Here is a 12,334-nt window from a genome sequence, read left to right as displayed (position 1 = left end):
TGAAACCTCCTATGCTTCAATAATTTCGTAATTTTCTAATTTCGTTGCCCGTGCTACTCGGCTTAGCTGCATTTTTAAGACAGGGCTTTTGGCAATAATGAAGGTTACTTTTTTAAATCCTGATTCTTTATACAGTATGTAGCATTGCTCAAGCATAGGAAGAGTGTCCGGCGAGGATACGTTTAATGTCTTGCAATCTAAAATGATCTCGTATTGTGCCGGGTCAAATGTACTTACAATTTGATTGTACTCCTGAATGAAGCGCCCGGCGTCCTCAGTGGACATAGAACCTTCCACTTGTACATTCAGTTTTTGGGCTGTAGCGTTTGAGGTGAAATTAAAGTTTCCCATTTTAAATCAATCTCCTCCTAAGTAGATAAAAGAAAAAATTCAATAAATAGGCTAAAAAACCTATTTATATAGGTATTATCGTATTTTTTAATGGGAAAGTTTAGGGGGATTATCCTTTATATTTTAAAAAATACAAGAAGCTATAAAATTAACTTGAAAAGATAATTGAGTTAATAATGACCTGCTTTAAATATATTTATATGAGTTAACCCAGGTTAGGGTGGTTCTGATCACCCAGTCGACTTTGCAAAGCAGAGTTCTATTGGTATGATTACAGAGATGAAAAAAATTCACTATCCAAATCATGGAGGAATGACAAAAATGAGCGAAATTACACTATCGCGGATCATTGATCATACACTGCTTAAAGCAGATGCACGGAAAGAAGATATCGTTAAATTGGCAGAGGAAGCAAAAGCCTATAAGTTTGCTTCGGTCTGTGTGAACCCTGCTTGGGTAGCTACTGCCCATGAAGTGCTGAAGGATACGCCTGAGGTTAAAGTATGTACAGTTATCGGCTTCCCACTTGGATCCTCGACAACAGAGACCAAAGCATTCGAGACCACCAATGCAATCGCTAATGGTGCGGGTGAGGTGGATATGGTCATCAACATCGGAGCACTGAAAGATGGTAACGATGAGCTCGTTAAACGTGATATTGCAGCAGTTGTAGACGCAGCTCGCGGTAAAGCACTGACTAAGGTCATCATCGAGACCTGTTTATTAACGGAGGAAGAAAAAGTCCGTGCCTGCAAGCTTTCTGTTGAAGCTGGAGCAGACTTCGTAAAAACATCCACAGGATTCTCTACAGGTGGAGCAACGAAGGAAGATATCGCGCTGATGCGTGCAACGGTTGGACCTAATGTGGGTGTGAAGGCTTCCGGTGGTGTTCGTAGTGCAGAAGATGCCCAAGTAATGGTACAAGCAGGCGCAAGCCGTATTGGTACTAGCGGTGGTGTAGCGATTGCTAAGGGAGAAACAAGCCAAAGCAATTACTAATAGAAGATAAAAAGATAAGTGAATCGGTAGCGGTGAGATGAGGTGGACAAGCTTTATTCGCCGCTATTCTTTTTTATTACGTAGACATTCTGTACTAGCTACATAGGTTTTCATAAGTTTTTTAGTTTAAAGACTTTTATTGAAAGCGTTATCTGATATTTGTCGGACAGGGTTTCCTTCGAATGAATCAAAATATAATAATTCACACCGGAATAATAAGATTTTTTTCTTTTCAAATGGTGCTGTTTATGAGAGAATGGGTACAATTATTATTTGTTAAAGATTTCTATTCTTATTTATAAAGGGAGGAAATACCAATGTCAGAAGACCGTAAGCTGTCATTTGAAACTTTGACTGTTCATGCAGGCCAGGAAATTGATCCAACTACTTTCGCACGTGCTGTACCGCTTTATCAAACCACGTCTTATGGGTTCCGTGATGCTGATCATGCAGCAGATCTGTTTGCACTCAAGGAATTTGGGAATATTTATACTCGGCTGATGAATCCGACCACAGATGTATTTGAACAGCGCTTGGCAGCACTAGAAGGTGGAGCAGGTGCACTTGCTACAGCTTCCGGGGCAGCGGCTATTTCTTTTTCCATTCTAAATATTGCGGGCGCTGGAGATGAAATTGTATCTGCGGCAAGCCTATACGGTGGAACTTATAATCTTTTTTCTACAACACTGCCTAAGCTTGGCATTAAGGTGCATTTTGTGGATTCAGATAATCCAGAAAATTTCCGTGCTGCGATCAATGACAAAACCAAAGCTTTGTATGCAGAAACCATTGGTAACCCACAGGGGAATGTCTTAGATATTGAAGCCATTGCAGCGATTGCACATGAACATGGAATTCCTCTGATTGTGGATAATACGTTCCCAAGTCCATATTTACTGCGTCCGATTGAGCATGGAGCTGACATTGTTGTTCATTCGGCAACCAAATTCATCGGCGGACATGGTACATCCATCGGTGGAATTATTGTGGACGGTGGTAAGTTCGACTGGAAGGCAAGCGGTAAGTTCCCAGGACTTACAGAGCCTGACCCAAGTTATCATGGCGTTGTTTATACGGAAGCTGTTGGACCGATTGCTTATATTATCAAAGCCCGCGTTCAATTACTTCGCGATTTAGGTGCTGCTATTTCACCATTTAACTCTTGGATGCTGTTGCAAGGGCTAGAAACCCTCCATTTGCGAATGGAGCGTCACAGCCAGAATGCGCTGAAGGTTGCGCAATATTTGGAGGCACATGCAGATGTAGAATGGGTAAGTTATTCTGGACTTCCTACTCATCCATCTCATGAATTAGCGCAAAAGTATTTACCTAAAGGTCAAGGAGCGATCCTTACCTTCGGTATTAAAGGTGGAAGTGCTGCGGGACGCAAGCTGATTGAAAATGTGAAGCTGTTCTCGCATTTGGCGAATGTCGGTGACTCCAAGTCATTGATTATTCACCCTGCAAGTACAACACATGCACAGCTGTCCGAAGAAGAGCAAACCACAGCGGGAGTAACCCCGGAATTGCTCCGCTTATCGATTGGTACGGAATCTATTGATGATATTATTTATGATCTGGAACAGGCCATTGCGGCTAGTCAACAATAGAACAATGAAGTTCAAGGAAGGCATCTGCTGCTATGCGGCGATGCCTTTTTTTTGTGATTTAATAAGGCTAAATCTTCATATGATTTGGCAACGCTTGCATATTTCATGTGAGGTTCCCGTATTTATAAGTGTGGTAATAAGATGTCGGTGGCATGATGTTTATGTACTAGGCGTACCGGCAGCAATCCAAAGATAAAGGGTGGGTGCGAAGATGAAGGGTGAACGTCAGCAGGATGGTTTTCGGAGTAGTGAAGAGCGCCCGTTCAAGTTCATGTATAAGGCCAGTGATCGGGCTGTTGGGATGGAGATGAGCCAAGCCGGATCTGTAGCCTCCGCTGCCGCAGAATTTATCAACGGAGTAGAGCAGAAGGATGTCGTAGAACCTTTGAACCGTTCTTATTTTAAGCGGCCTGGGGAACCGTCGGCCTTCTTAGTGCTGCGTGAAGGACGAGAAGAACGTGAAGAGCGCCCTGCAACAAGGGAAGGAATAAGATCCGTTCAAGCTGGCCCTTGTCTGATACGAAGTGAGGAATGGCTGCTCGAACCTGAATTGTTCTGTCTTTATGAGAACTGGTTATCCAGTGAAGATGAGCTGCAGGCCAATCGAATGCTGCAGCGGATTTATTATCGATTGCAGGCAGCGACGACAGCGCTGCTGGAATCACCGGATGGTGAATGGGCAGCAGTTACGCTGCTGCATCCAGAGGAGCTTGCGACGCAGCCCGCAAAGCTCACCGCGCTTCAGGACGCGCAGCTCGAAGCGCTTTTTACTGCGGTGGCGGAGAGCCAGCGGCAAGGCGGCGATTGCCGCCTGGACCTGCTGGCCGCCTACACCGCAAGCGGAGCCGAATTCGCGGCAAAGCGCGAATTCATCGAGGTCGTGGCCGATCAGACCCTCGGCCACGCTTATGCGGCGGCGTGCCGCATCGGGGCGCTGATCGCGCCCGATGTGGCGCCCTCCGCCGCCGCGGAAATCGCGCGCATCGCCGATTTCCTAGTGCTCGACGGCGCAGCGAGCGAGCTCGCGCCGGAGGGGGCCGCCGCAGAGGGCTTTGCCCTGGCGGCGGGGGAGATCCTTGCCGCCGTGCGGAGCGTGAAGCCGGCGGCGGTAGTTCTCGCCGCGGGGACTCCGGCGGCGTCGGCTTTGGCCGATCTGTATCAGATCGGCTTCAGCGGGATCTTTTGCAGCGCCGGCCAGCGGACCGAAGCGCTGCTTAGAGCAGCCTGTCTGATCTGGATCGCCAGGCAGCAGAAAACACTGGACACTGCCGCCGGTGGAAGGCAGTAGGACAACAACGAAGCGGCTGTCACATAAGCCGCTTCTTCTTCTAAATAAGATAAAAAGACAAGAGAGCAGGGATTCTGCCGTTATTGGAGAATCACTGCTCTTTATGATTAGAGGATCACTGCTCTTCGTTATTGAATGCTCACTGTAATTTATTGTTGGGGGATCTTCTTCATGTTGAGCGTTTCATTTATAAATCCTGTCTTCAGGGTCAAATCGTCTTGCTCCAGACGATTTGCTTTCAGACCTTTATTAATTTACATAAAAAGGATAATGGAAGAGGCGGATCGAATCTATTAGCACCCTGCTGAAAAGAGGCGCTGCGCATGTCCGCAAATTTTAGAGTTGCCCTGAAGAAGATTGTTGACCATTCTTACGACATTGAGATCGGTGAAACTTTATTTAACTCATTAATAGAGGACTTAAAACAAGGAATCGTAGAGAATGTGAGCAAATTTGCAATAATTACGGATTCCAAAGTTGAAGTGCTGTATGGACAAGCCTTACTGGAACAGCTGATTCAGAACGGTTTTCATGCGGAGCTTTTTCTTTCCCCGCCGGAGAAAAGTCCAAAACCCGTGAAACGAAGGCACAGCTTGAGGATCAGCTATTAAGAAAAATACGCCACTAAGCGGGTAGCTGAAATTGATTTCCGGCGTGTGGTGCTTGGCCCAAACCGGCGGTCAGACCTCTTGGGTTAGTTGAATAGATAGGCTTTACTTTTTCATTTCTGATGGTATGATTAAAATATAAGTTGCACTAAGGAAATATAGTTGTACTATTGCAACAATGATTATCATTCTCACTACCCATAGTTATCAATCATGCTGTCCCGGCTAAGCCGGGGCAGCATGTGTCATTTTAGGGGTCTTAATAATGGCTCTCATTCTCATTTGGCAGAAGCAAAACTCCATAAAACAAAGCGTATGCTCACGAAGAGAGTTTTGTTTCGAAGAGAAATCAAATGAAGTTAAGCTTCACAAAACTTTAAAGGACGGCGATTATTATGCAAGCAACATCAAAACATTTACCCAAGCAGTCATCTATCTCTGGCAGTATGAAGAAGCCAGGCGCTCCAAAGCGTCGGTTCGATCCGCGTGCCATGCTCAGCAATTCTGAAATGCAGGCTGCTCTGGGCAGCGGACTGCTAATGCTTTTTGCTTGGTCAGTTGGTGGATGGTCAGAGTTTCTTTCCATAACACTCTATATCATTTCTTATACGATTGGTGGCTGGAACAAAGCGAAGGAAGGCGTAGAGACGCTCGTCAAAGAACGAGATCTCGATGTAAACCTATTAATGATTGCAGCCGCACTGGGCGCAGCCTCTATTGGGTACTGGAATGAAGGAGCTATGCTTATTTTCATTTTTGCACTCAGTGGAGCATTAGAGAGCTATACGATGGAACGTAGTAAAAAGGATATTTCCTCGCTGATGGCACTCAAGCCGGCCACGGCTATGCGCATTGAAAAAGGAAGTATGAATGAGGTCAATATCGACCAGCTGGTGATCGGAGATCTGTTGCTTGTGCGCCCGGGAGATTTGATTCCTGCAGACGGTAAAGTATATCGGGGGGAATCGGCAGTAGATCAGGCTTCCATTACGGGAGAATCGGTTCCTGTAGAGAAACGTGCTGGTAGCGAAGTTTTTGCAGGCACTGTGAATGGAGAAGGTCCCCTTTATATTGAGGTAACGAAAGCAGCTGAGAATACCCTTTTTGCTAAAATCATCAAAATGGTAGAAGAGGCAGAAACGGAAGTTCCAAACTCGCAGCGTTTTATTAAAAGACTAGAAGCCATCTATGCACGGGTTGTCGTTGCCTCGACAGTGGCACTGATTATACTTCCACCGTTTTTGCTGGACTGGAGCTGGAGCGCAACTTTCTATAAAGCGATGGTCTTTCTAGTAGTAGCATCACCTTGCGCTTTGGTCTCTTCCATAATGCCGGCGATGCTGTCGGCCATCTCCAAAAGTGCGCGAAAAGGGGTTCTGTTTAAAGGCGGGGTCCATCTGGAAAATATGGCACGTACAACGGTTGTGGCATTCGATAAGACAGGGACGCTTACAGAGGGAACTCCTCAGGTAACTGATTTTATTGCAGGTGAAGGCTACAGTCGGCACGAGTTGCTAACGGTTAGCGCATCCATTGAGCATATGTCCCGCCATCCACTGGCGGAAGCGATTGTGCGTAAAGCGGAAGAGGAAGGTTTAGAGCTACAGGGAGTAGAGGACAGTAAGACCATCACAGGCTGGGGAATTGAAGGTCAAATCGACGGACGTCTTTGGAGAATAGGAAAGTCTAATTTGCTCGATGAGCTGGCTCCATCTGCTATGAATCCTGAACTAGAGCATTGGAAACTTAAGCGGCAGCAGTTGGCTGAAGAAGGAAAGACGGTCTCCATCATTCTGGACGGTGAGCAAATTGCCGGAATGATTGCTTTGCAGGATACGGTTCGTCCACAAGCAGAAGCCGCAGTGCGGAAGCTGCACGAACTTGGGATTAAAGTAGCCATGCTTACAGGTGACCGTGAGGCTACGGCTCAGGTTATTGCAGGTACAACTGGCGTAGATATGGTATTTGCCGATCTATTACCAGAGGATAAAGTGAAGCATATCAAGGCATTGCGTGAAAAGTATGGTCACGTCGTTATGGTAGGTGATGGTGTGAATGATGCACCAGCTTTGGCGACAGCTACCGTAGGCATGGGTATGGGCATGAAAGGGAGCGGAGCAGCACTCGAAATAGCCGATGTAGTGCTAATGAATGATAATATAGAAGAGATTGCTTCCACGATATCATTGGCACGCCGTTCACAGCGTATTGTGAAACAAAATATGATCTTTGCTGTGACTGTGATCGCAGTGCTTATGATCAGCAACTTTGTGCAAGGGATTGCCCTTCCTTTTGGCGTGATAGGTCATGAAGGCAGTACAATATTAGTGATTCTAAATGGACTAAGATTATTGAGATAATATTTCTTAAAATTAAATTGTTCACAAAATAGTTTCGGGACTTGGGAGTCTGGCATATTGACATATTTGCTTTCAGTTATCATAATTAACACTACATTATAATTATTTTAAATAAGAAGCGACGTCATTGCCGTTTAGCTCAAGGAGGACATAGATATGTATAAATCAATAATTGTTGGTACTGGACCGGCAGGATTAACCGCCGCTATCTATTTGGCTCGTGCCAATTTGAACCCACTAGTAATCGAAGGACCCCAACCCGGTGGACAATTAACCACAACTACAGAAGTGGAGAATTTCCCTGGATTTCCTGAAGGAATCATGGGCCCTGACTTGATGGATAATATGCGTAAACAAGCTGAACGTTTTGGTGCGGAATTCCGTACGGGCTGGGTGAACAGTGTAGAACTTGGAGAGCGTCCTTTTAAGCTGAATGTTGAAGGAATGGGTGTTCTTACTACAGATACATTGATCATTTCCACAGGCGCTACAGCAAAATACCTCGGTATCCCAGGGGAGCAAGATAACGTGGGACGTGGTGTTAGCACTTGCGCTACCTGTGATGGGTTTTTCTTCCGTAATAAAGAAATCGTGGTTGTTGGCGGTGGAGATTCGGCACTTGAGGAAGCGGGTTTCTTGACTCGTTTTGCTTCCAAAGTGACTTTGGTACATCGTCGTGGAGAATTGCGTGCTTCGAAGATCATGCAGGATCGTGTACGCGCAAATGTTAAAGTAGACTGGAACTTGAACCGTACTCCTTTGGAAGTGACTTCGAGCGAAAGAGGCGTCAATGGACTAAAAGTGCTTAACAATGAGACTGGAGAAGAAGAAATCATCGAAGCAAGCGGTGTGTTTGTTGCGATTGGTCACCATCCTAATACCTCTTTCTTAGGTGGACAAATCACAACCAATGCGGATGGCTATATCATGACGAACCCAGGCACTTCCGAAACTAATATCCCAGGCGTCTTCGCATGTGGTGATGTGCAGGATACTCGTTACAGACAAGCGATTACTGCAGCAGGTAGTGGATGTATGGCAGCTATGGATGCTGAGAAATATATCGAAAGCTTGGAGCACAGTGCAGTCATTCTATAATTGGGTTTGAAAAGCCTTCAATGCTACATTGATATCATCACTGTATATCTTTTATAGGAGGTCATATCATGGAGAAAGTAATTGTATATACCTCAACAAATTGCCCGCATTGCCGTCAGGTGAAGAGCTTTTTAAGCGAAAAAGGCGTATCCTACGAAGAACGCAATGTCGAGCAGAGCGATGATTTTGCGCAGCAAGTATGGGACATGGGCGTGAGAGCTATTCCTGTAACTGTAATCGGTGAGCATAAAATTGTTGGCATGAACAAAACGCAGTTCGACAAAGCGCTTTCAACTGTTTAATTAAATAAGATTTCCGCAAGGGAATTGTAAAAGACCTCTTCCGGTCAGGAGGCGGTCTTTTTTGTTGTGAGCTTTTAGCATATAAAAAATAGTCTGACGCATCTGTGCGCAGACTATTTTTATGAAAGTAGATCTAGAAGTAGAATTTAGGTTTGAGTGAAAGATGTAATGATCTGAAATAGCGCGTATACAGCAACCCCGCTGCCAATAAGAATAAATCCTGATTTCTTTTTAGCTTGAAAAAAACGGAGCACACCGAGGCTGATCAAAGGGGCAATAATGAGCAGAAAAAGCAACACAGTGATGAACATCTGTGCCGAGATATCAGACGTATCAACATAGGTCATGGACTCGCTCTCCATTTCAAAAAAGGGGTTGTAGTGATAAATGTCACACTAGCTTGACCTTTATTATATAGGATTTCTGTTCCTTTTACTGCACTTTTGATTCACTCAAATGCGTCAATTTTACGTCAATTATTTCAAAATATAAGAATGTATATGTTCCACGCTATAAATTATTCTTATATTTCTCACATAAAACGCCTACCGTTATGGACTATAGGGTCACTCGAATGTCGCCCAGGAAATGCATAACAGCAGAGAAACCTGCGCCGATCATCGTTCCACGGCTGCCGAGCTTAGAGAATGTAATTTCGAGTTGCTGCTTATGGTAAGGAAGAGTACGCTCAGCTACAACCCGGCGCAGCGGTTCGCCTAGCCATTCTTCAGCCTCAGACAATGCCCCACCAATCACAATAAGCTCGGGATTGAAGCTATTGATTAGATTGGTCACCCCGATACCGAGATATTCGCCCATCGTTGAGAAGTGATGCAGAGCGTCTTCTTGCCCGCTGGCTGCATATCGAACCAGCTTTGGCGTAGTATGTGCAGGGAGGGAGAGATCGGGATTATCATAAGTTCTCTCAGAAGCATATAACTCCCAACAGCCACGACTCCCGCAACTGCAAGGCTTGCCTTGTGCTTCAATCGTCATATGTCCGGTTTCGCCGGCATATCCTCTTGCACCCTTGTATAGCTCTCCACCAATAATAATTCCAGATCCAATCCCTGATCCCGCACTGATGTAAAGGAGATGCCTTACCTCTCGTGCGGCACCAAAGTTGAGTTCACCCTGTGCACCTGCGTTCGCTTCGTTATCAATGGTGACAGGAACTGAAAATTCAGCTTCCAGTATCGCTCGCAGCTGGACCATTTCCCAGCCAAGGTTGGGAGCGAAGAGTACAACACCATTTTCATCCACCATGCCGGGGACACCTACTCCGATACCGACGATGCCGTAAGGGGATTCTGGAGCATTGATAATCAAGCTTGAGATAAGTTTTTTCATTTGTTCCAGAACGTAAGGGAAATCATGGTTTTCTAAGGAGAAATCGCTTTCGTAAAGAATGCCCCCGCTCAGATCACATAAGACCGCTGTTAGTTGCTTTACCCGCAATTCTATGCCGATTACACTACCAGCCATCGTGTTGAAATGCAGCATTAATGGTTTGCGGCCACCGCTTGATTCCCCAGGTCCGACTTCAGTTACCAATTCTTGCGTGCACAGCTCGGCTACCAGATTGGACACAGTAGCTTTATTCAGTCCGGTCATCTCTGAGACCTTCGCGCGCGAGAGTGGAGAGTGTTTTCGAATGGTATGTAGTACAATCGATTTATTTATTTTTTTGACCAGTGCTTGGTCTCCAGTAACCTTCACAAATCACACATCCTTCTTAAATTATAAGAAAGTATAAGCTTCACGGTATACTTTCTCCTTATAATTCTCGCATAAACGATTACCGTCCTTAAAAGGACGCTAAAGGCGTTTTAGCTTGGCATTGTTCCCATTTGTTGTATGCCACTTAGTCTAGAGTGATGTGCTGGAAATTGCAATACATAGCGTCTAGAGGGAAATTTCCAACAGGGCTCTCCTATATTTGGGAAGCGGAGAGAGGAGGCTAGATAGGGTCAAAAAAAATGGATATAAAAAACTTTTCAAAACTTTGTTTAACCAATATACAAAGTCCGAAAGATGTGTTAAGATGATCCTGTAAACGCTTGCGGGCGAAGCACAAATTGAGGAGGATTACACAATGGCTTATTTTGAGACAGTGAACAAAATCTCTTACGAGGGAAGCCGTTCCACCAACCCTTTCGCATTTAAATTCTACAATCCTAAAGAAGTCGTAGCCGGCAAAACTATGGAAGAGCATCTGAAATTTGCAATGGCTTATTGGCATACATTAACTGCTGGCGGTTCTGATCCGTTTGGCGCTGAAACAGCAATTCGCAGCTGGAATAAATTGAATGGTCTGGACAAAGCTAAGGCTCGCGCTGAAGCATCATTTGAATTTATGGACAAGATGGATCTGCCTTACTTCTGCTTCCATGATGTAGATATCGCACCTGAAGGCGCATCTTTGCGTGAATTCTATAGCAACATCGACACTATCGTTGATATCCTAGAACAAGGCATGAAGACTTCCGGCAAGAAATTGTTGTGGAATACAGCTAATATGTTCACTAACCCACGTTACATGCACGGTGCAGGTTCTACACCTAATGCTGATGTTTTTGCACACGCAGCAGCACAAGTGAAGAAAGGTTTGGAAGTGGGTAAACGTCTGGGCGCTAGCAACTATGTATTCTGGGGCGGTCGTGAAGGTTACGAAGAATTGCTGAATACAGATATGGGTCTTGAACAAGACAACATTGCTCGTCTGTTCAGCATGGCTGTAGATTACGCTAAGGAAATCGGCTTTGACGGTCAATTCCTGATCGAGCCTAAACCAAAAGAGCCTACGAAACATCAATATGATTTTGATGCAGCAACAACGATCTCATTCTTACAAAAATACAATCTCGACAAGCACTTCAAGCTGAACCTAGAAGCTAACCATGCTACACTTGCAGGTCATACCTTTGAACATGAGCTTCGTGTAGCTCGTATCAACGGCATGCTTGGATCGCTTGATGCCAACCAAGGGGATACATTGCTCGGATGGGATACTGATGAATTCCCAGTGAACATCTACGATGCAACACTCACACTGTATGAAGTACTCAAGAATGATGGTCTTGGCAAAGGCGGAATCAACTTTGACTCTAAAGTACGTCGTCCTTCCTTCGAGCCTGAGGATCTGTTCTTAGCACATATCGCGGGTATGGATACTTATGCAAAAGGCTTGAAAGTAGCTGCTAAATTGATCGAAGACCGCGTATTCGAAGATTTCGTCGACAAACGCTACAGCAGCTTCAATGAAGGTGTTGGTGCGGATATCGTGTCCGGCAAAGCAACTCTGGCTTCTTTGGCTGAATATGCTTTGAACAATGAGAACCCACGTCCTAACCAATCCGGACGTCAAGAATACCTGAGAGCTACACTTAACCAATACATCTTGGCTGAGTAGTGCTTATAGGGAGCTTAAGGCATACGCCTTGAGCGCATTATGAACAAATGCAACGGGGGTTGCTGAAGAGAGCATTCTTCGGCAGTCCCCTTTTTGTTCAAAGAAATTCTAGAAACGCTCACAAAACTAAGTGGATGCTTTCGAAGCGAGTTTTATTCGATGTAGTTCAACGTAGTAAGCGCTCATAAATCTAAGCGGATGCTTACGAGGCGAGTTTTGTTCGAAGTAATTCAATGAAGCCTATGCTCATAAAACTAAAGCCGGTGCTTACGAAGTGAGTTTTGTTCGAAGTAATTCAATGAAGCC

11 protein-coding genes are annotated in these 12,334 nt (G+C 45.1%); 8 read left to right on the top strand and 3 right to left on the bottom strand.

The window, feature by feature from the left end:
• Window positions 1-9 precede the first annotated feature (9 nt).
• Entirely contained in the window at window positions 10-351 is a 342-nt protein-coding gene (locus CA598_RS14000; protein ID WP_094871005.1) for a hypothetical protein, read from the bottom strand.
• 321 nt (window positions 352-672) lie between these two features.
• Here CA598_RS14000 and deoC point away from each other — a divergent pair, with 321 nt between their 5' ends.
• From deoC to CA598_RS13965, 7 genes are all read left to right on the top strand, one after another.
• Window positions 673-1,350, top strand: coding sequence for a deoxyribose-phosphate aldolase (gene deoC / locus CA598_RS13995; protein ID WP_094871003.1), 678 nt, complete (start codon window positions 673-675; stop codon window positions 1,348-1,350).
• A gap of 317 nt (window positions 1,351-1,667) precedes the next feature.
• Window positions 1,668-2,960 (top strand): homocysteine synthase, encoded by a 1,293-nt coding sequence (locus CA598_RS13990; RefSeq protein ID WP_094871001.1) that lies wholly within the window; start codon window positions 1,668-1,670, stop codon window positions 2,958-2,960.
• Window positions 2,961-3,171: 211 nt separating this feature from the next.
• Window positions 3,172-4,248, top strand: a complete 1,077-nt coding sequence (locus CA598_RS13985) for a hypothetical protein (RefSeq protein WP_094876897.1) — start codon at window positions 3,172-3,174, stop codon at window positions 4,246-4,248.
• Window positions 4,249-4,571: 323 nt separating this feature from the next.
• On the top strand, window positions 4,572-4,859 hold the full coding sequence (locus CA598_RS13980; protein WP_094876896.1) for a dehydroquinate synthase/iron-containing alcohol dehydrogenase family protein: 288 nt from the start codon (window positions 4,572-4,574) through the stop codon (window positions 4,857-4,859).
• A gap of 392 nt (window positions 4,860-5,251) precedes the next feature.
• Window positions 5,252-7,216 carry a heavy metal translocating P-type ATPase gene (locus tag CA598_RS13975; protein WP_094876895.1) on the top strand — a complete coding sequence of 655 codons (1,965 nt, stop codon included), beginning with the start codon at window positions 5,252-5,254 and terminating at the stop codon, window positions 7,214-7,216.
• Between the two features lie 156 nt (window positions 7,217-7,372).
• Window positions 7,373-8,314 carry a thioredoxin-disulfide reductase gene (gene trxB, locus CA598_RS13970; RefSeq protein ID WP_042191901.1) on the top strand — a complete coding sequence of 314 codons (942 nt, stop codon included), beginning with the start codon at window positions 7,373-7,375 and terminating at the stop codon, window positions 8,312-8,314.
• 68 nt (window positions 8,315-8,382) lie between these two features.
• Complete coding sequence (locus CA598_RS13965) at window positions 8,383-8,616, top strand: glutaredoxin family protein (protein ID WP_094870993.1); 234 nt, start codon at window positions 8,383-8,385, stop codon at window positions 8,614-8,616.
• A 146-nt stretch (window positions 8,617-8,762) separates the two neighbouring features.
• On the opposite strand, the gene CA598_RS13960 is transcribed toward CA598_RS13965, so the two are convergent.
• Together CA598_RS13960 and CA598_RS13955 are read right to left on the bottom strand one after the other, a co-directional pair.
• Window positions 8,763-8,963, bottom strand: a complete 201-nt coding sequence (locus tag CA598_RS13960) for a hypothetical protein (protein ID WP_094870992.1) — start codon at window positions 8,961-8,963, stop codon at window positions 8,763-8,765.
• A gap of 211 nt (window positions 8,964-9,174) precedes the next feature.
• Window positions 9,175-10,335, bottom strand: a complete 1,161-nt coding sequence (locus CA598_RS13955) for an ROK family transcriptional regulator (RefSeq protein ID WP_094876894.1) — start codon at window positions 10,333-10,335, stop codon at window positions 9,175-9,177.
• A gap of 376 nt (window positions 10,336-10,711) precedes the next feature.
• On the opposite strand from CA598_RS13955, the gene xylA reads away from it, so the two are divergent.
• Window positions 10,712-12,028 carry a xylose isomerase gene (gene xylA, locus CA598_RS13950; protein ID WP_094870989.1) on the top strand — a complete coding sequence of 439 codons (1,317 nt, stop codon included), beginning with the start codon at window positions 10,712-10,714 and terminating at the stop codon, window positions 12,026-12,028.
• Window positions 12,029-12,334: the final 306 nt, after the last annotated feature.

This window comes from Paenibacillus sp. VTT E-133291, from assembly GCF_002264395.1.
GTDB classification, from domain to species: domain Bacteria; phylum Bacillota; class Bacilli; order Paenibacillales; family Paenibacillaceae; genus Paenibacillus_AQ; species Paenibacillus_AQ nitricinens.
This window is presented reverse-complemented; position numbering and strand designations above follow the sequence as displayed.

What these genes read in the sequence shown, in the direction of transcription:
- CA598_RS14000 (WP_094871005.1), bottom strand. Translation starts at nt 351, where the DNA reads ATGGGAAACTTTAATTTCACCTCAAACGCTACAGCCCAAAAACTGAAT.
- deoC (WP_094871003.1), top strand. Translation starts at nt 673, where the DNA reads ATGAGCGAAATTACACTATCGCGGATCATTGATCATACACTGCTTAAA.
- CA598_RS13985 (WP_094876897.1), top strand. Translation starts at nt 3,172, where the DNA reads ATGAAGGGTGAACGTCAGCAGGATGGTTTTCGGAGTAGTGAAGAGCGC.
- CA598_RS13960 (WP_094870992.1), bottom strand. Translation starts at nt 8,963, where the DNA reads ATGACCTATGTTGATACGTCTGATATCTCGGCACAGATGTTCATCACT.
- xylA (WP_094870989.1), top strand. Translation starts at nt 10,712, where the DNA reads ATGGCTTATTTTGAGACAGTGAACAAAATCTCTTACGAGGGAAGCCGT.
- CA598_RS13990 (WP_094871001.1), top strand. Translation starts at nt 1,668, where the DNA reads ATGTCAGAAGACCGTAAGCTGTCATTTGAAACTTTGACTGTTCATGCA.
- CA598_RS13975 (WP_094876895.1), top strand. Translation starts at nt 5,252, where the DNA reads ATGCAAGCAACATCAAAACATTTACCCAAGCAGTCATCTATCTCTGGC.
- CA598_RS13965 (WP_094870993.1), top strand. Translation starts at nt 8,383, where the DNA reads ATGGAGAAAGTAATTGTATATACCTCAACAAATTGCCCGCATTGCCGT.
- trxB (WP_042191901.1), top strand. Translation starts at nt 7,373, where the DNA reads ATGTATAAATCAATAATTGTTGGTACTGGACCGGCAGGATTAACCGCC.
- CA598_RS13980 (WP_094876896.1), top strand. Translation starts at nt 4,572, where the DNA reads ATGTCCGCAAATTTTAGAGTTGCCCTGAAGAAGATTGTTGACCATTCT.